Origin of the sequence: Nocardioides szechwanensis (assembly GCF_900103935.1) — a bacterium.
Lineage (GTDB): Bacteria > Actinomycetota > Actinomycetes > Propionibacteriales > Nocardioidaceae > Nocardioides > Nocardioides szechwanensis.
This window is the reverse complement of sequence record NZ_FNIC01000009.1, coordinates 15,472-33,358: the sequence shown is the minus strand read 5'-3', so window position 1 is coordinate 33,358 and position 17,887 is coordinate 15,472. Positions and strand designations below refer to the sequence as shown.

Here is a 17,887-nt window from a genome sequence, read left to right as displayed (position 1 = left end):
GCCACGCGCAGGGGGGAGGTCAGTTGAGGTCGGGGTCGACCGGGCGCGTGGAGTGCCAGGCAAGGTCGCCGGGCTGACGGCGCATCACGTCGCGCCACAGGTCGGAGGGGTCCTCGCGGAAGACGTCGGCGGCGTGCGCCGGCACGACGTACCAGCTGCCCTCCTCGATCTCGCCCTCGAGCTGGTCGGCACCCCAGCCGGCGTAGCCCGCGAAGATTCGCAGCGAGTCCAGGCTGTCACCGAGCAGCTCGACAGGGGTGTCGAGGTCGATCAGGCCGAGCTGTCCGGTCACGGCACGGAACCCCACCGGGTTGTCGTCCGCCGACCTCAACAGGGCCACGGCGAGTGCGCCCTCGGTCATGACCGGGCCGCCCTGGAAGAGCACCTCGGGCTCGGTGACGACGTCGCGCCACGCGTCGAGCACCTCGGCCACCGGGAGCCCGGAGGGCCGGTTGAGGACGACGCCGAGCGCCCCGTTGTCATCGACGTCGAGCATCAGCACGACCGCGTCGACGAAGTTGGGGTCGTTGAGGGCAGGCGTGGCCACGAGGAGCATCCCCGCCGCCACCTGCGTCATCTCGCCATCATGCAACACCGTGCCGGCGCACGGCAGCCCCGCCTGCCCCCCAGCAGGCGGGTGGTCACGGACTCAGGCCGCCACGACCGCCTTGAGCCGGTCGAGAAGCGTGGGCCGGGCGTGCGCACCGCCGGGTACGACGACCGTCGAGACCCCCCGGTGGTGGAGGCGCGCGGCCTCCTCGAGCTGCGCGCCCACCGCCACCGCCGCTGCGTCGTCGACGCTGGAGCGGCCGGCCGTGGCCGCCAGCATCATGTGCTCCTTGGCGGTGGCCTTGGCCATGGCGCGGGCCATGGCCTCGTCCACCGGTTCGGCGCGGTAGTGGTCCAGGATCAGGCGGATCCCAGGCATCCGGTCGGCCGTCTCGCCCCAGGCGGACTCGACGGCGACGTCGAGGTCCAGCGGCTGGTCGGTCAGGGCCTTCTCCACGTTGCCCGCGAGCCGTGTGTGCCACTTGAGCTGAAGGGCGGCGAGCAGGGTGAGCTCGTCGCCGAACGTCTCGGCTACCCCGTCGACGTCCATCGGGAGGACGCCGTCGCGGCGGGTGTCGGCAGCAGCCGTCACGGAGCGGAGGATCTCGCCCCGGTTGTGGAAGGACTTCCAGGTCATGGCAGTTCCCCTTGAGGTTGCGTCGGCACTCGCATACCGCGAGTACGTACTCAGAGTACGTAGCCGACTGCGAGTACCTCAACCTCCGGCAGGGTGATCCTGACCACCAGTGACCGAGCGCACGCCTATGCTTCGGTCGGTGAGCAAGTCCGCGGTCTCCAAGCTCGTCCCCAAGGTCCCCACCGTCGGTAGCCGACGCGCGGCCTACTCCGCCTCCACGAAGCGGGCGTTGATCGACGTCGCCGAGCAGCTCTTCACCGATCACGGCTACGCGTCGGCCTCCCTCGACCAGATCGTCGCCGGCGCCCAGGTCACCAAGGGCGCCCTCTACCACCACTTCAGCGGCAAGCAGGCGCTGTTCGAGGCGGTCTTCGAGCGGGTGGAGAGTGACGCGGCGCGTGCCGTGAAGGGTGCGCTACGCGGCCACCGCGACCCGTGGGACAAGGCGCTGGCCGGCCTGCGCGCGTTCCTGGAGGTCGTGCAGGAGCCCCGTTACCGCCGGATCGTGATCCAGGAGGGCCCGGCCGTGCTGGGCTACGAGCGCTACCGCGAGCAGGAGGAGCGCTCGACGTTCGCCAACGTGCTCGACATCGTCAAGTCGGTGCTCGCCGCCGGCAAGTGGGACCTCGACGAGGCCATGCAGCAGACCTTCGCCCGGATCTTCTTCGGGGCGATGTCGTCAGCCGGCGAGGCGGTGTCCAGCTCCGACGACCCGATCGCCGCAGCGGTGCGCGTCGAGACCGCGATCGGCTTCATCCTCTCGGGCTTCCAGGCACTCGTCGAGAACGACGTGGCCCTGCCCAACGCGTTCCACGTCGTGGAGTGACCTAGCCAGAGAAGGTGACGTCGCCGCCGGTCTCGGGGACCAGCTCGATCCAGACCCGGCCGGCCGGGACGGTGAGCTTGCCGGCCTGCGTCGAGAGCTCGAGCGCGGAGTCCAGGGACTTCTTGGACCAGGTGCCGCGCACGAGGCGGCCGTCGTGGAAGAGCAGCGCCGCACCCTTGCCCTCGAGCTTGGTCTCGGGGACGGGGTTGCCGGCGGGGTCGGTGTAGCCGGCGTCGCCGACCTTCACCCGCAGCACCAGCACGGTGTCGGCCGGGAAGTGGTCGCCGTCGGCGGCGAAGGTGTTCTCGTTGACGTAACCGCCGTCGCGGAACGCCCAGTTGGTGGTGTGGCCGCCGGAGAAGCTGGCCGCGATCTGCTTGGCGGGCTGCCCGTTGGGCAGGTCGCTCGCGTCACCCCAGGGCAGGTAGTCGCCCGGGCGCTTCTCCTTCTGCTTCACCAGCGTCGCGACGTCGTTCATGTTCGTGAAGAGGTTGTACGGCGCGATGCGGCTGTCGTCGCGGTAGAAGCCCTTGGCTCCCTCGGCGAAGAACGTGATGCCGGCCTCCTTGATCCGCCGGATCGTCACCGGGGCCGCCCCGCTGGTCACCATGGCCGCGTCGGCCGGCGAGACGATGCCGATGTCGCTGGCCCGCATGGAGCGCACGGGACCGACGTTGCCGGGGACCTGCGAGTAGTAGAAGACCGCCAACCGGGTCACTCCGCCCTCGACCAGCTCCTCGACGACCAGGTCGGCCTTGCCGAGCCCCACCTGGGGCGCGCTCGACTCGGTGTTGTCCATCTTGAGCACCATCACGGGGTGCGTGAGGGCGGCGCTCTTGCCGCCCGGCACCTCCAGGCCTGTCAGCGGCCAGGAGTCCGGGACGTCGGGGGCCGTGCTCGACTCGGCGCCCGGCTCGTCGGGCTCGTCACCCCCGTCGTCGCCTCCGCAGCCGGCGAGCACGAGGCTTCCGGCGACGAGAATGCTGGCGAACATGCGGGAAAGACGCACGACAAGCTCCAAACGTGTAGTGAGTTGATCGACTTCAGTGTGGCTGCGTCAGTCGCCTCGACGGCGCATCCGCGCCGGTGTGTCGGACCCCCAGGGGTCAGCCGAGCTTGGCGCCGCCGTCGACGTACAGGGTCTGCCCGGTGATGTACGACGCCTCGTCGCTGCACAGGAACGCGGCGGCCGCGGCGATGTCCTCGGGGAAGCCCACCCGGCGCACGGGGTTGGCCTCGGCGTTGAGCGCCCGGAACTCGTCGACGTCCATCTTGAGCCGGGCCGCGGTGGCGTCGGTCATCTCGGTGGCGATGAAGCCCGGGGCGATCGCGTTGGCGTTGATGCCGAAGGGGCCGAGCTCGATGCCGAGGGTGCGGGTGAAGCCCTGCACGCCCATCTTCGCGGCGGAGTAGTTGGCCTGGCCCCGGTTGCCGAGCGCGGACACGCTCGAGAGGTTGAGGATCTTGCCGTACTTCTGCTCGACGAAGTGCTTCTGGGCGGCCTTGGTCATCAGGAAGGCACCCTTGAGGTGGACGTTCATGACGAGGTCCCAGTCGTCCTCGGACATCTTGAACAGCAGGTTGTCGCGGGTGATGCCGGCGTTGTTGACGAGGATGTGGATGCCGCCGAGCTCGGCGACCACGCGGGCCACCGCGGCGTCGACGGACTCGCCGTTGCTCACGTCGGCGCCGATGCCGACGGCCTTCGCGCCGTCGGTCAGGGGGAGCTTGGCCGCGGCCTCGGCCGCGGCGGTCTCGTCCAGGTCGATGATCGCGACCGACGCACCCTCCTCCGCGAACCGCGTGGCGGTCCCGAACCCGATGCCGCGGGCGGCTCCGGTGACTACGGCGACGCGTCCGTCGAAACGACCCATGATGTGCAGCTCCTCGATCTCGGTCCAGTCCGCTCTGCTTCTCGGTCGATCACTCTAGAGCGGCGCGAAGACGGGCGGCGTACTGCCCCGCTTCCTGGTCGGCGTACTTGGTGCGGGGCCAGAAGAACCCGCGCAGGCCGTCGCCCTTCGTGCGGGGGACGACGTGCAGGTGCAGGTGCGGGACCGACTGGCTGACCACGTTGTTCATCGCCACGAAGCTCCCCTGGGCGCCCAGCGCCTCGACCACCGCGGCCGCGAGCCGCTGGGCGGCTTCCAGGAAGCCGTCGCGCAGCTCGGCGGGCAGGTCCGGCAGGGTGACGAGGTGGCGGCGCGGCACGAGGAGCACGTGGCCCTTGAAGACCGGGCGCCGGTCGAGGAAGGCCACGAAGTCGGTCTCGTCGAGCACCAGGTCGGCCTCCACCTCGCCCTCGACGATCGCGCAGAACACGCACGTCGGAGACCCCCGCCCAGTCATGGTCGGAGGGTACCGATCGACGCCCGAACGGAAGCGGTGTGGAGGCTTCGCCTAGTCAATTCGGGTGGTCTGTACCACCGGTCTAGTCATTTCTCCGCGAATCGCTAGGGAAAGTGTTACCCGACGTAAAGGATGCGGGCACACCCCCCACCTGAGGAGCACCATGCGCACCCCCTCCACCACGGCCGCGAAGATCGCGGTCACCGCAGCCACCCCCGTCGCCATGATCGCGGCCGCCGCCCTGATCTGGCAGTCGTCGTACGCCGCCTTCAGCGGCACCACGCGCAACTCCGGCAACGACTGGTCGACCGGCTCGATCGCCCTGACCGACGACGACGCCGGCTCCGCACGGTTCCAGGTTACGAACATGCTTCCCGGCCAGACCCAGACCAAGTGCATCACCGTCACGGCTACCACCACCGCACCCGGCACCGTCAAGGCCTACGCCCTCAACGCCGTCGCCTCCACCTCCGGCCTCGAGAGCGCTATCAAGGTCACCGTCAACACCGGGGATGGCGGCTCGTTCGCCGACTGCACCGGCTTCGTGGCCCACACCACCGGGAACCCCATCATCAACAACACCTCACTGGCCAACCTCGCCCTGGCCAGCAGCTATGCCAACGGCGTCGGCGGCTGGCCGGTCATCGCCGGCACCCAGTCGCGGACCTACCAGATCACGTGGACCTTCGACACCACCGGCCTCACCCAGACCCAGGTCGACAACTTCCAGGGCACCCACACCGGCCTCGACCTGCAGTGGGAGCTCCAGAGCAGCTGACCTGCTTGACCTCGCGCTCCCTCCGAGCTCGTCGAGAGGAACCCCATGGCAACCGCCGCCGTGCTGGCTCCTCCCGCCGCGCCCGCAGACAGGGACGGGCGCGAGCGGGCGGCGCTCGCTGCCTGGGCCGGCCTCCTGGCGCACGTCGTTGGACGGGTCTACCGCGCGTTCATCGTGACTCTCCTGCTGGCGGCGATCCTGCCGACGCTGGTCAGCTGGTCCACCTTCATCGTGCGCAGCGGCTCGATGGAGCCGTCGATCTCGGTCGGCGACGTGGTGGTGGCCAAGCCGTTCGCCGCGTCCGAGGAGGTACCGCTCGGTCGCGTGGTGATCTTCGCGAACCCGGCGAAGCCCGGGGAGGACGAGCTGCTCGTGCACCGGGTGGTGGAGAAGCTCGACAGCGGCGAGTTCGCCACTGCCGGTGACGCCAACGCCTCGAACGACGCGACACCGATCACCAGCGAGGACGTCGAGGCCCGGGCCACCCTGCTGGTGCCGTTCATCGGCCGACCACTCGTCTGGTTCGCCGACGGCGACGTCGTGCCTCTCGTGCTGTGGGGAGCCATCACGACCCTGGCGATGGGCCTCGCCTCGCGCGGCTTCGGCCGCAACCGCGACGGCAACGACCGAAGCGCCGGGAACCCGCGCCCGGGTCGCCGCCACCGCGGCTTCGGCCGCCGGCGACCCCTAGCCGTGGTGCCCACCCTGGCCCTCCTGGTCGCGGGCGGGATCGGAGTCTCCGGCGGCGACCTGGCCTCGGCCGGGTTCACGGACACGACGGTCTCGCCCTCCAACACCTGGACGGTGTCAGACTCGCTGGCCCACCGTCTCGCCCTCGCCTCCCCCGGCGCCGTGGTGCGCGGCTCGGTGCCCCTGACCGCGACGCTGTCCAACGCCGGAGCCGACGACAGCTACGTGGTCCGCATGGAGTACGCCGTGCGCGGCACGTCCACCTGGACCACGGCGTGCACGAAGTCCACCGCCCCCTACTCGTGCAGCTGGGCGACGGCCGGAGTCGCCAACGGCGCCTACGACCTGCGCGCAGTCGCCACGTCCGCCAGCACGACCCTGACCTCCTCCGTGGTGAGCAACGTCCTCGTGGACAACCTGGCACCGACGGTCACGATGCAGAACCCGGGCAGCCCGCTTAACGGCACGGTCACCTTCTCCGCCACGGCCACCGACGCCCACTCCGGTGTCGCGCGCGTCGTCATCCAGTACGCCGTCACGGGCTCGTCGACGTACACCGACCTCTGCACCGACACCACGTCGCCGTACTCGTGCCAGGTCAACACTGCGACTCTGGCCAACGGCAGCTACTCCTTCCGCGCCGTGGCGACCGACGTCGCCGGGAGCTCGACGACATCCGCCGTGGTCACCAACCGGGTGGTCGACAACGTCGTGACCTCGGTCGTCATGAACAACCCGGGCGCGATCATCCGCGGCACCGTCAGCCTGACCGCCACCGCGAGCTCGACCTCCGGAGTCGCCTCCGTCCGGATCGAAGGGTCCCCGGCCGGCGCCAACACCTGGGGCCCGGTGTGCACCGACACGTCCTCGCCCTACAGCTGCGCCTACAACACCGCCACCCAGCCCGACGGGCTCTACGACCTACGCGCCATCGTCACCGACGGCGCCGGCCGGACGACGACCTCGAACGTCGTGGTCAACCGCCGGGTCGACAACACCGCGCCCCGGGCCTCCGACGTCCAGACCACCAACGGTGGCGTGACCGGCAGGCTGGAGAGCGGCGACTCGATCAGCTTCACCTACAGCGAGCTGATGACGACCAGCTCGATCAGCTCGGGCTGGGACGGTTCGGCGGTGCCCGTGTCCCTGCGGCTCCGCGACGGCAGGGTCCTGGGCCTGACCGGGAACTCGGACACGGTGGACATCCTGCGCGGCGGTGCACCGGTCAACCTCGGGTCGGTCAACCTCCGCGAGGACTACATCAGCAACAACCTGACCGCCCAGTTCAACGCCACCATGGTGGCGTCGACCGTCACCGTCAACGGCGTACAGGTCACCCGCGTGACGATCTCGGTCGGCGGGCAGGCCAGTGGCAGCGCGGTGCGGACCACCTCGAACGCCTCGACCATGTCGTGGACTCCTTCTGGGCTGGCCACCGACCTGGGCGGCGTGGGCACCAACGTCACGACCGTCTTCGAGTCTGGGGTGTCCGACCACCAGTTCTGAGTACCGCCGGTCGCTCAGTGGCAGTGCACCGCACGCCGAGTCGGCGCTTGTGCACCTCCATTCGACGCCGAGTCGGCGCTTGTGCACGACGTTGGCGCCGACTCGGCGTGTTTCTGGCGTGCACACGCGCCGACTCGCGGGAGGAGGTCAGTGGCAGTAGACGTCCACGCAGCCGCGATAACCCACCACGCGCCCGTGGCGCCGGGCGTCGAAGTGCTGGGTGTCGCCGCGGCCGTAGGTCCAGTGCAGGCCGTGGGAGCGCATGATCCGCACGACCGGGTGGCTGCGCGAGCGCCAGGCCACCAGCGGGTGGGACCGCCCCTGCCACCAGCTGTTGGGGACCAGGCCGGTGGCCGAGCGGTAGGGGTTCTCCCAGGTGTTGACGTCGAGCGACCGGCCGTAGGAGTGCGGTGAGCGTACTCCCGGCCTGTTGACGACCCAGCGGCAGTTGAACGCCGAGGTGTTGCCGGCCGCCATGGACGCGTAGTCGTCGCCACCGTGGAGCCGCCGTGACCAGCCGAACCGGTCGACGCGGTACATCGAGCGGATCGGGAACCCGCGGTCGTACATCTCCGCGAGCGCGCCCCCGATCTGGTCGCTGGCACCCGCCGCCGTCACCACCTCACCGCGCCGCCGGTAACCGTCGTACGCCCAGTAGTTGACGCGCACCAGTCGCAGGCCGGAGCGGCCGACCGGACAGCCGCGGTGCCAGGTCACGCCGGTCATCTCGTCCCAGACCCCGTCCGGGATCGGCGAGACCACGAGGTTGGCGCCTTCGCCCACGGCGCGGCGCGGCACCGGCACCTGGACCCGGGGCTCCGGCGCGCCGGCGGGGAGTACGACGGGGGCGCGCGGCGGCACGTTGTCGAGGACATGGACCCGGCTGAGGTCGCCGTGGACCCAGTCGAGGCGCGGCGCCCGCACCCGCCAGCGTGAGTCCATGCGCGGCGACATGCGCACCGACGCCCGCCCGTCGGCGCGCGTGAGCAGTGTCCCGGCGCGCTTCCAGCCCTGCCCGGCAATCCGTCGCTCGAGGCGCAGCGTCCCACGGACCGGTTGTCCGGAGCCCGTCGTCCAACGCACCCGCAGCAGCGCCGAACGCTCGTCGACGACACGCACGGGCCCGGTCAGGCGGACCGTGGCGTTGCGGCGGCGCAGGGAGGCGCCTGCCTCGTCGGCCGACGGCGCGTACGTCGCGTCGCCGGCGTACGACGCCCTCCAGAGGTTGTCGGCCGCCGCCCGGGAGAGCGTCTGCTCCAACGTCGCCGAACCGGCGTCGTCGGTGGTCACCGCGCCGACCACCGCCCACGCGTCGCCGACCCGGCGCTCCACCACCACCTGGGCTGCGGGCACCGGAGCGCCGTCGGCCTGCGTCAGCGCGATGGCGAGCGTCGTGTCCTCGCCCGCGTAGCCGCCCGGCGCCGTCAGCGTGAGCACGGTCGGCTCGGCCGCGCTGGCCGCCGGCGCGACGGACACGAGCATCGCGGCGGAGAGCGCGGTGGACACCAGGAAGAGGCGTGACCGCCCGAACGACATGGGGGCAGTGTGCCCTCTGCGGACTAGTCCAGCCAGTCGTCTCGCGCGTCGACCGCGGAGTCGGGGTGGTCGGCGAAGATGCCGTCGACACCGGCCTCGAGCAGGGCGAGCACCTCCGCGTGCACGTCACCCTTGGCGATCGGGTTGACCCCGCGGCGGAAGTTCGTGGCCATGAACTGGTTCTCGTCCCGCACCGTCCACACGTGCACGACCAGGCCACGACGGTGGGCGTCGGCCACTAGCCGGCTCGGCTCGGTGGTGGCGCCGGTCGCGGGGTCGCGCGGCAGCACGAGGTCCTTGTTGGCGCCCACACCGTCGGCGTACTCGGCGATCTCGGCGAGGCCGGCCGGCGTGACCAGGTCACGGTAGGTGCGCGGGTCGCCTGCGGCGACCAGGTCGTACGGCGCGCCTGAGGCGTCGACGAGCTGCGCGAGCGGGACCCGGGTCATCGTGTCGAGGTCGCGCAGGTTGGCCGTCTCGAACGACTGGATGATCACCTTGGAGCGCGTGCGGTCCAGGCCGAACCGGTCGAGCGTGCGCACCAGCGGCTCCTCGAGCGACAGCCCGATGGAGTCGAAGTAGGTCGGGTGCTTGGTCTCCGGGTAGACGCCGATCGTGCGCCCGGTGCGCTTGGACTCGGCGCGCACGAGCTGCAGCACCTCGACCAGCGTGGGGATCTCGAAACGACCGTCGTAGCGGGTGTTGTCCGGGCGGACCTGGGGCAGCCGCTCCTTGGCGCGCAGGGTCTTCAGCTCGGCGAGCGTGAAGTCCTCGGTGAACCACCCCGTCACCGGACGGCCGTCGATCGTCTTCGTCGTACGACGGGCGGCGAACTCGGCGTGGTCGGCGACGTCCGTGGTGCCGCTGATCTCGTTCTCGTGGCGAGCCACCAGCACGCCGTCCTTGGTGGAGACGAGGTCCGGCTCGACGTAGTCGGCACCGAGCTGGATCGCGAGCCGGTAGGAGGCGAGCGTGTGCTCGGGGCGGTAGCCGGACGCGCCGCGGTGCCCGATCACGATCGGGTCGGCCCGGCGTTGGCTGTGCTTCGCGTGGGAGTCCCCGGCCTCGGCGGCGACCGGGGCGGCCACCAGGGTGGGCCCGACGAGTCCGCCGAGGCCGGTGAGGACGAGCAGGAAGAGGGCAGGGCGTCGTACGCCGGTCCGAGAGGTCATGGCGCCGAGGCAACCGCGCCCAGGTGACTCACGAGCGTGGCGCCGGTGAACCGTCGCCGTCGGGCGGCCGACAGTTCAGGCCGGCCTCGCGTGCAGCTCGTCGAGGGCAGGGCGGAACCGCGACATCAGGGAGCCGAGGTCGCCGACCAGGTCGGGACAGCTGAGGGCGGAGAAGTTCATGCGATCGACGTAGGACCACGCGGTGACGTTGAGGCCGATGCCCTCGAGGATCGGTCCGACGCTGTAGAGGTCGCTCAGCCGCGCCCGGTCGATCTGGGCGGGCTCTCTCGGGCCGGGCACGTTGGAGACGATCACGTTGAACGGCGCGGCGTGCAGCGAGGCGGCGCGCGACCGCGAGTAGAGGCGCATGCCGGCACTGAAGGGCGCCGGCGGCGTGAACTGCACCCAGTCGGCCAGCATGTCCAGCCCGAGCGTGTTCTGCACCTGTTTCGCCTCCCCCGTCGTGCGCGAGATGAGCTGGAGCCGCGCGATCGGGTCGTCCACGTCAGTGGCGAGCGTGGTGAACAGGTTGGAGACCCGGTTGCCGCCGAGACGCGGTGGTCCTCCCCGTTGGTCGGTGCCGACCGGCACTCCGGCCAGCAGTGACGAGGTCGGCCGCTCGCCGCGCGCGTCCATCCAGGAGCGGAGGGCACCCGCCACGACCGCCAGCACGACGTCGTTGACGCTGACGCCGTGGAGCCGTCGTACGGCCTGGATCTCGTCGAGCGGGAGCGAGCAGGTCGCGAAGACCCGGCGGCTGCTGAGCGGCCCGTTGAAGGAGACCCGCGGCGCGTCGAGCACCGGCCTCGGAGTGGGGACGATCGAGCGGCGCTTGTGCCGGGCGACCGCGACCAGTGCCCGGACCGTGCGCCACACGAGGCCCGGCACGCTGCCGATCTGGACGATGGCGTCGGCGAGCGCGGAGCGCACCAGGTCGGCCCGGCCGGGCGTCGGCTCCAGGCCGAGGCCGGCGGTCGCCTGGTGCCGCCCTGCTGCGGCCACGTCCGTGACGTTGGCGAGCAGCGCGTTGGCGGCGTTGCCGTCGGCGACGGCGTGGTGGAGCTTGGCGACCGTGGCGAGGCGGCCCTCAGCCAGGCCGTCGCAGAGGTGGATCTCCCAGAGCGGTACGTCGCGGGCCAGCGGGGTGCTCGCGATCCGGCCGATCACCTCCTCCAGCTCGGCCAACCCGCCGGGCGCGGGCACGTGGTGGTGGAAGAAGTGGCGCTTCGGGTCGATCGGCCGGTCTGCCACCCACACGGGGTGGTTGAGCGCGAAGGGCACCGGCAGCACCCGGCGGCGCAGTGGCGGCAGGTCGTCGAGCCGGTCGAGCAGGCCCGTCGAGAAGGCCGCGAGGTCGAGACCGGGGGCCGGCTCGATCAGCGCCACCTTGAGGGTGTGCATGTGCTGCGTGGGCGTCTCCATGTAGAGATACCCGGCGTCGACACCCTCCATCCGCTCCACGCGCTAGTCCGGCCCACCGTCGGCGACCAGCTCGCGCTTCATGACCTTGCCCGTGGCGTTGCGCGGGAGCTCGTCGAGCAGCGTCACCTCGCGCGGCACCTTGTAGGCCGCGAGGTGCTCCTTGATGTGGAGCTTGAGGGCGTCGGACGTCACGGTGGCTCCCGGCACGGGTACGACGAACGCGACCAGGCGCTGCCCGAAGGCCTCGTCGTCGACCCCGACCACCGCGGCCTCGCGCACCGCCTCGTGGGCGGTGAGCATCTCCTCGACCTCGAGCGGGTAGACGTTCTCGCCGCCCGAGACGATCATCTCGTCGTCGCGCCCCACGACGTAAAGCCGGCCGGTCTCGTCGACCCGGCCGATGTCGCCGGAGACCATGAACGACTCGTGGAACTGCTTGCTGTCACCCGAGGTGTAGCCCTCGAAGTGCGAGTCGCTGAGCACGGTGATCTTGCCGACCTCGCCCTGGGGCACGTCGCGCCACTCGTCGTCGACGATGCGCAGGTCGGTGCCCACGACCGGGCGTCCGGCCGTGTCGGGCGCGACCCGCAGGTCGGCCGGGGTGGCGGTGCTGATCAGGCCGGCCTCGGTCGCGTTGTAGCTGTTGTAGACGACGTCACCGAAGCGGTCCATGAACGCGGTCACCGCGTCGGTGCGCATCCGTGAGCCGCTGGCGGTCACGAAGCGCAGGCTGTCGCAGCGGTAGCGGTCGAGCACCTCGGTGGGCAGGTCGACGATCCGCTCGAGCATCACGGGCACGACGGCCAGGCCGGTCGCCCGGTGCTCGTCGACGAGGGCGAGGGTGGCCTCGGGGTCGAAGCGGCGGCGCATCACGACCGTGCAGGTCATGGTGGCCGCGATCGCCAGCTGGCCGAAGCCCCAGGCGTGGAACATCGGGGCGGCGACGACCGTGACCTGCTCGCCGCGCCACGGGATCCGGTCGAGCATCGCGGCCAGCGCCGCGGCCCCGCCACCACCGGAGCGCCGTGCGCCCTTGGGGGTGCCGGTCGTGCCCGAGGTCAGCAGGATGACCTTGCCCGCGCGGGGCGCCTTGCCCGGTCGCTGACCGAGGTGCTGCTTCACGAGCGCGTCGACGGTGAGCGGGCCGGCGTCCGGGGCGTCGGTCCAAGCGACGACCTCCTTCAGGCCGTCGACCCCCTGGCCGGCGAGCGCGACGATGCCGGCGAACTCCTCGTCGTACACGATCACGCTGGCGCCCTCGCGCTGCAGCACGTCGCTGAGCTGGGGGCCGGAGAACGCGGTGTTGAGGAGCAGCACGTCGGCGCCGAGCTTGGCGCCGGCGCCGAGCGCCTCGACGAAGCCGCGGTGGTTGCGGCAGAGGATGGCCAACGACCCGACCGGGCCACCGACGAGCGCACCGATGCCGACGGCGAGGGCGTCGGTGTGCGCCTCGAGCTCGCCCCAGGTCAGCGAGCCGCGCTCGTCGACCAGTGCGGTGCCCTTCGGGCGTCGGGCGGCGGCCAGCGAGAATCCGGTGGTGGCGGTGACGCCCTGGCGGCGGATCACGGCACCCATCCGGAGGTACTTGTCGGGGCGCAGCGGCGCGATCATGCCGCTGACGAGCAGCATCTTGAAGACCCACAGCCGGCGCCCGAGGCGCCTCACCCAGGTCATCCGAGCACCGGGAAGCGTCGGGCGCGGGCGAGGTCGTCGAGCACGGCCTGCATCCGGCGTCGTACCTCCGCGTCGACCTCGGCGATGTCGGGGTCGTCGCCGAACTCCGCGCGGATGTCGATCGGCTCCAGGACCTGGGTGACGATCTTGGTGGGCAGCGGCAGGTTGGGCGGGAACGCGAACGTGAGCCCGAAGGGGAAGCCGAACGTCACGGGCATGTATCTCGTGCGCAGCAGCCGCTCGAGCTGGAGGAGCTTGGCGAGCTGCTCCCCCCGAGCGAGGTGGAGCTGGGCTTCCTGGCCGCCGATGCTGACGACGGGGACGAGCGGTACGTCGTTGGCCAGCGCCGTGCGCACGTAGCCGGTGCGGCCGGCGAAGTCGATGGTGTTGTTCTTGGTGAACGGGCGGAACGTGTCGTAGTCGCCGCCCGGGAAGACGATCGTGACTCCCCCGGACTGCAGCACCGCGTTGGCGTTGGCGCGCGTGGCCTTGAGGAACCCGGCCCGGGAGAAGACCGGCTCCGCCGACCCGGTGAAGAGCATGTCGTGGGCGAGCACGTAGAGCGGCCGCTCCTCACCGAAGTGGTCGAAGAACGCCACCGCGATCACCGGCACGTCCATCGCCATCAGCCCGCCGGAGTGGTTGGACACCACCAGCGCCCCGCCGTCGGGGATCCGGTCGATGTCACGCACGTCCGAGCGGAACCACCACTTGGTCGCGAGCCGCAGCAGCGGCAGCAGCTTGGCGACGTACTCAGGGTCGCGCTGAGACAGGTCGACCACCTCGTCGCCCGTCTGGTCGCTCACGCGATCCCCCTTCGGTCGGTCCCCACGAACCTCACCGGAGACTAGTGCCGCCGTCAACCCGCCAGGTGCCGGATGCCGTGGCGAGCGGGCAGGAAGCCATGATGGCGGCATGAGAGTGCTGCTGACGGGCTCGGCCGGGTTCATCGGCAGCGCCGTGGAGTCCGCGCTCGCGGCGCGTGGGCATGAGGTGGTCGGCGTCGACCTGATGCTGCCCGAGGCCCACGGCACGTCCCAGGCGCCCGCCGGGACCCACCGGCTCGACGTCCGCGACGCGTTGCAGTGGGTCGAGCTGCTTCGCGGCGTCGACGCGGTCTGTCACCAGGCGGCACTCGTGGGTGCCGGAGTCCGCGTGGGCGACCTGCCGGCGTACGCCTCGCACAACGACCTCGGTACGGCGGCCCTGCTCGCTGCCATGCACGAGGCCGGGGTCGCCTCGTTGGTCCTCGCGTCGTCGATGGTCGTCTACGGCGAAGGGCGGTACGAGTGCCCGGCACATGGCCATCAGGTGCCGCCCGCACGGTCTCGCACCTCGCTGGATGCAGGCGACTTCGAGAACCACTGCCCACGTTGCGGTGACCGGCTGGCGTGGGCCCTGGTCGAGGAGTCCGCCCGCCTGGACCCGCGCAGCACCTACGCCGCCAGCAAGCTGGCTCAGGAGCACTACGCCGCCACCTGGGCGCGCCAGGCCGAGTCCGCTGTCGTGGCCCTGCGCTACCACAACGTCTACGGCCCCGGCATGCCACGGGACACGCCGTACTCCGGCGTCGCCGCGATGTTCCGGTCCTCGATCGAGCGCGGCGAGGCTCCGAAGGTCTACGAGGACGGCGGGCAGATGCGCGACTTCGTGCATGTCGCTGATGTCGCCGCCGCCAACGTCCTGGCGATCGAGGCCGCGGTCGGCTTCTCGGCGGGAGGGGTCGCGGCATACAACGTCTGCTCCGGCGAGCCGGTCACGATCAAGCGGGTCGCGGACCTGGTCATCAGTGGGACCGGCAGCGACCTGGCGGCCGAGGTGACGGGCCAGTACCGGGCCGGCGACGTGCGGCACGTGGTGGCCTCGCCGCGGTTGGCCCGTGAGGAGCTCGGTTTCTCGGCGGCCGTGTCCCCGGACGAGGGGTTGCCGGCGTTCGCGGTCGCACCGTTGAGGGCCTGACTCACCAGGAGGTGTGCAGCAGGTGCTGCAGGACCAGCGCTGAGGCGAGCTGGAGCCCCAGCCCTGCCTGGCGCCATCGTGGCGGCAGCGCGGACGTGGCCAGCAGGAGCCACGGCACGAAGGGGAGCCAGATGCGCTCGACCTCCGCCTTGCTCATCTGGGACAGGTCGGCCAGGACGATCGAGGCCGCCGCGGCGCCGACCAGCAGCAGCACCGGTCTCTCGACGCGAAACCGCTCCGACCACAACCGGCCGAGTCCGGCGCCCAGGACCGGTCCGGCGCTGAGGACCAGGGCGGCGAGGTTTGCCCAGGTCCAGTACGTCGCCGGCCGCTCCGTCGCGATGCCGTCCCAGTAGCGCTCACGGAGGACCGGGAAGGCCTCCCAGAGCGCGAAACCACCGGCGGCGAAGGCCAGCACCACGGCCGTCGCAGTGACGGCAGCGACCGGTAGGGGGCGCCACGAACGCGCGGCCGCGAGCACGGCCAGGGCGAGCAGCCCCAGCAGCGGCAGTCCGTAGGACATCATCACGCAGTAGCCGAGCAGGACACCGGCGACCGCGGACCACGCAGCGCTCTCACCACGCCCGGAGCGCGTGGCGGCGACGGCCAGCGCCGCCAGGCCCCACGCGGCGACGGCGGTGAAGACCGCGTCGGCCGAGACGCACAGCCACAGCGCGGCCGGTCCGAGCACCAGGAACGGCGCGGCGCGACGGGCCGGGCCCTCCCCGGTGAGGGTCTTCACGGTGGTCATGACGGCGGCGGGGACCGTGGCGGCCACGAGGGTCACCACCAGCCCCGCGGCGCCGTCGCCGCCCAGTCCCAGGCGGTCCAGGACCACGAAGAACAGCAGCGCGCCCGGTGGGTGTCCGGCCACGTGCGTCGGCCAGTTGTCCTGAGCGTCCAGCGGAATACGGCCGACCCACTCCCGCAAGGCTGCTGGGAAGTCGTTCGTGACCCGCGCGGTCTCGAGGTACTCGTAGGGGTGCGCGAGCACGGACGAGACCCCGTCGACACCATCGACCAGGGCCAGGCTCAACATCCAGGCCAGCCCGACCACATAGGTCCCTACCAACAGCGTGCGCCACGGCAGCCGCTCCGCGAGTCCGAGCGCGTGACGCCACCCCAGCAGGGCGATCAGGACAGCCGGGATGGTCCCGGGACCGACCCGGGGGTCCCACAGGGCATGGAGCGGCGCCACGTCCTCCGGGCTCGGGTTGGCGTGTGAGTAGACCTGCCAGTCGAACAGCACGGGAACGAGCACGGCCGCGGCCACGAGTGACAACGCTGCTGCCAGCCCTCCCCACATCGCCGACGGTCGCATGCCCACACCGTAGGGGCGCTCCCATGACCGGGTCGCCTCTACGGTGAGGGGATGGAGCCCGTCTGCGATCTCGTCCTGCCCTGTCGGGACGAGGGACCGGCGCTCCCGGCGCTGCTGGCACAGGTGCCGGCCGAGTTCGCCGTGATCGTGGTGGACAACGGCTCGAGCGACGACACCGCCGGAGTGGCCGCCGGTCTCGGAGCACGCGTGGTGCACGAGCCGATAGCTGGCTACGGCGCCGCAGTGCATGCCGGGCTGCTCGCGGCCACCCATGAGTACGTCGCGTTCATGGACGGCGACGGGTCCTTCGACCCCACCGAGCTGCTGCCGATGCTCGGCGACGTCCGGGCCGGCCGGGGCGAGCTGGCTGTCGGCCGCCGGCGCCCGGTCAACCATCGTGTGTGGCCGTGGCACGCACGACTGGGCAACCGCCTGATCGTGGCGTGGTTGCGGCGTCGCATCGGCATGACGGCGCACGACATCGCGCCGATGCGCGTGTGCCGCCGCCAGGACCTGCTCGACCTCGACGTGCGGGACCGGCGCTTCGGCTACCCGGTCGAGCTGCTTCAGCTCGCGACACTGGCCGGTTGGCGGCTGGTCGAGCGGGACGTGACCTACCTACCGCGGGCGGAGGGCACCCGCTCAAAGGTGTCCGGCTCGGTGAAGGGCACGCTGCGCACGGCCCGGGACTTCTGGAAGGTGTTGTCGTGAGCCGCGTCCTCGTCCTCGCCAAGGCCCCGGTGGCCGGTGCGGTCAAGACCCGTCTGGGTGCGGACATCGGGATGGACGCCGCGGCCGACGTGGCGGCGGCAGCGCTGCTCGACACCCTGCGCGCGTGCGCTGCGGCGTACCCGGCGCCCCGGCGCCACCTGGCTCTGGCCGGTGACGTCAGGTCGGCCGTGCGGGTCGACGAGATCGAGGCCGCACTCGTTGGCTGGGACGTCTTCTCGCAGCAGGGCACGGGTCTCGCCGAGCGACTGGCGCACGCCCACGCTACGGCGGCGGGCCGGGGCGGCGGGCCGGTCGTCCAGATCGGGATGGACACCCCCCAGGTGACGCCCGACCTGCTGAAGGGCGCGGAGCGCGCTCTCGGCGAACCGGACGACCCGGCCTCCTCGGACGCCGTGCTGGGCCCGGCCGGTGATGGCGGCTGGTGGGTGCTGGCGCTGCGGGACGCGCGCCGCGCCGCGCCATTGAGCCGGGTCGCCATGTCGATGCCGACGACGTACGACGACACCCACGACGCCCTGACCAGCGCCGGACTGCGGGTGACGGCCACCGTCGGCCTGCGCGACGTGGACACCGTCGCCGACGCGGACGCCGTTGCCATGGACGCGCCCCACGGACTGTTCGCCGAGGCGTGGCGCCGCCTGAGAAGCCCTGAGGGTGTGCGGCGGGTCACATGACCAATCCGATCGACGGGTGGGAGCGAATGACCGGGGACAGCACGACGTAACCCAATGTTAGG

17 protein-coding genes are annotated in these 17,887 nt (G+C 71.5%); 6 read left to right on the top strand and 11 right to left on the bottom strand.

Annotation, left to right across the window (positions count from 1 at the left end; all coding sequences use genetic code 11):
* Positions 1-19 precede the first annotated feature (19 nt).
* Positions 20-577, bottom strand: a complete 558-nt coding sequence (locus BLR90_RS18185; protein WP_091026658.1) for a YqgE/AlgH family protein — start codon at positions 575-577, stop codon at positions 20-22.
* A gap of 72 nt (positions 578-649) precedes the next feature.
* On the bottom strand, positions 650-1,186 hold the full coding sequence (locus BLR90_RS18180) for a hypothetical protein (RefSeq protein WP_091026657.1): 537 nt from the start codon (positions 1,184-1,186) through the stop codon (positions 650-652).
* A gap of 139 nt (positions 1,187-1,325) precedes the next feature.
* Between BLR90_RS18180 and BLR90_RS18175 the strand changes: the two genes are divergently transcribed.
* Positions 1,326-2,012, top strand: a complete 687-nt coding sequence (locus tag BLR90_RS18175) for a TetR/AcrR family transcriptional regulator (protein ID WP_091026740.1) — start codon at positions 1,326-1,328, stop codon at positions 2,010-2,012.
* 1 nt (position 2,013) lies between these two features.
* On the opposite strand, the gene BLR90_RS18170 is transcribed toward BLR90_RS18175, so the two are convergent.
* From BLR90_RS18170 to BLR90_RS18160, 3 genes are all read right to left on the bottom strand, one after another.
* Complete coding sequence (locus tag BLR90_RS18170; protein WP_143016263.1) at positions 2,014-3,021, bottom strand: DUF3048 domain-containing protein; 1,008 nt, start codon at positions 3,019-3,021, stop codon at positions 2,014-2,016.
* Between the two features lie 97 nt (positions 3,022-3,118).
* Positions 3,119-3,886: an SDR family NAD(P)-dependent oxidoreductase gene (locus BLR90_RS18165; RefSeq protein WP_091026655.1), complete on the bottom strand. Its 768-nt coding sequence runs from the start codon at positions 3,884-3,886 to the stop codon at positions 3,119-3,121.
* Between the two features lie 49 nt (positions 3,887-3,935).
* On the bottom strand, positions 3,936-4,361 hold the full coding sequence (locus BLR90_RS18160; protein ID WP_091026654.1) for an HIT family protein: 426 nt from the start codon (positions 4,359-4,361) through the stop codon (positions 3,936-3,938).
* Positions 4,362-4,524: 163 nt separating this feature from the next.
* On the opposite strand from BLR90_RS18160, the gene BLR90_RS18155 reads away from it, so the two are divergent.
* Positions 4,525-5,139 carry a hypothetical protein gene (locus BLR90_RS18155; RefSeq protein ID WP_091026653.1) on the top strand — a complete coding sequence of 205 codons (615 nt, stop codon included), beginning with the start codon at positions 4,525-4,527 and terminating at the stop codon, positions 5,137-5,139.
* 45 nt (positions 5,140-5,184) lie between these two features.
* Positions 5,185-7,335 carry a signal peptidase I gene (locus tag BLR90_RS18150; protein WP_091026652.1) on the top strand — a complete coding sequence of 717 codons (2,151 nt, stop codon included), beginning with the start codon at positions 5,185-5,187 and terminating at the stop codon, positions 7,333-7,335.
* Positions 7,336-7,482: 147 nt separating this feature from the next.
* On the opposite strand, the gene BLR90_RS18145 is transcribed toward BLR90_RS18150, so the two are convergent.
* The 5 genes from BLR90_RS18145 to BLR90_RS18125 form a co-directional block, all read right to left on the bottom strand.
* Positions 7,483-8,871: a M15 family metallopeptidase gene (locus BLR90_RS18145; RefSeq protein ID WP_091026651.1), complete on the bottom strand. Its 1,389-nt coding sequence runs from the start codon at positions 8,869-8,871 to the stop codon at positions 7,483-7,485.
* 23 nt (positions 8,872-8,894) lie between these two features.
* Complete coding sequence (locus BLR90_RS18140; protein WP_091026650.1) at positions 8,895-10,043, bottom strand: glycerophosphodiester phosphodiesterase; 1,149 nt, start codon at positions 10,041-10,043, stop codon at positions 8,895-8,897.
* 75 nt (positions 10,044-10,118) lie between these two features.
* Complete coding sequence (locus BLR90_RS18135; RefSeq protein ID WP_245715396.1) at positions 10,119-11,495, bottom strand: wax ester/triacylglycerol synthase family O-acyltransferase; 1,377 nt, start codon at positions 11,493-11,495, stop codon at positions 10,119-10,121.
* A 12-nt stretch (positions 11,496-11,507) separates the two neighbouring features.
* Entirely contained in the window at positions 11,508-13,130 is a 1,623-nt protein-coding gene (locus BLR90_RS18130) for an AMP-binding protein (protein ID WP_218029457.1), read from the bottom strand.
* Positions 13,131-13,135: 5 nt separating this feature from the next.
* Complete coding sequence (locus tag BLR90_RS18125; protein ID WP_218029456.1) at positions 13,136-13,945, bottom strand: 1-acyl-sn-glycerol-3-phosphate acyltransferase; 810 nt, start codon at positions 13,943-13,945, stop codon at positions 13,136-13,138.
* A 109-nt stretch (positions 13,946-14,054) separates the two neighbouring features.
* Between BLR90_RS18125 and BLR90_RS18120 the strand changes: the two genes are divergently transcribed.
* Complete coding sequence (locus BLR90_RS18120) at positions 14,055-15,098, top strand: NAD-dependent epimerase/dehydratase family protein (protein ID WP_091026646.1); 1,044 nt, start codon at positions 14,055-14,057, stop codon at positions 15,096-15,098.
* Position 15,099: 1 nt separating this feature from the next.
* Here BLR90_RS18120 and BLR90_RS18115 read toward each other — a convergent pair whose 3' ends face one another.
* A complete protein-coding gene (locus BLR90_RS18115) occupies positions 15,100-16,419 on the bottom strand; it encodes a hypothetical protein (RefSeq protein WP_091026645.1) in 1,320 nt (439 codons plus the stop codon).
* A gap of 51 nt (positions 16,420-16,470) precedes the next feature.
* On the opposite strand from BLR90_RS18115, the gene BLR90_RS18110 reads away from it, so the two are divergent.
* Complete coding sequence (locus BLR90_RS18110) at positions 16,471-17,130, top strand: glycosyltransferase family 2 protein (protein WP_091026644.1); 660 nt, start codon at positions 16,471-16,473, stop codon at positions 17,128-17,130.
* The gene (locus tag BLR90_RS18105; protein WP_091026643.1) at positions 17,127-17,825 is read left to right on the top strand and encodes a TIGR04282 family arsenosugar biosynthesis glycosyltransferase; all 699 of its coding nucleotides are present in this window, start codon (positions 17,127-17,129) and stop codon (positions 17,823-17,825) included. The genes BLR90_RS18110 and BLR90_RS18105 overlap by 4 nt, the downstream gene beginning before the upstream one ends.
* The last annotated feature ends 62 nt before the right edge of the window (positions 17,826-17,887 follow it).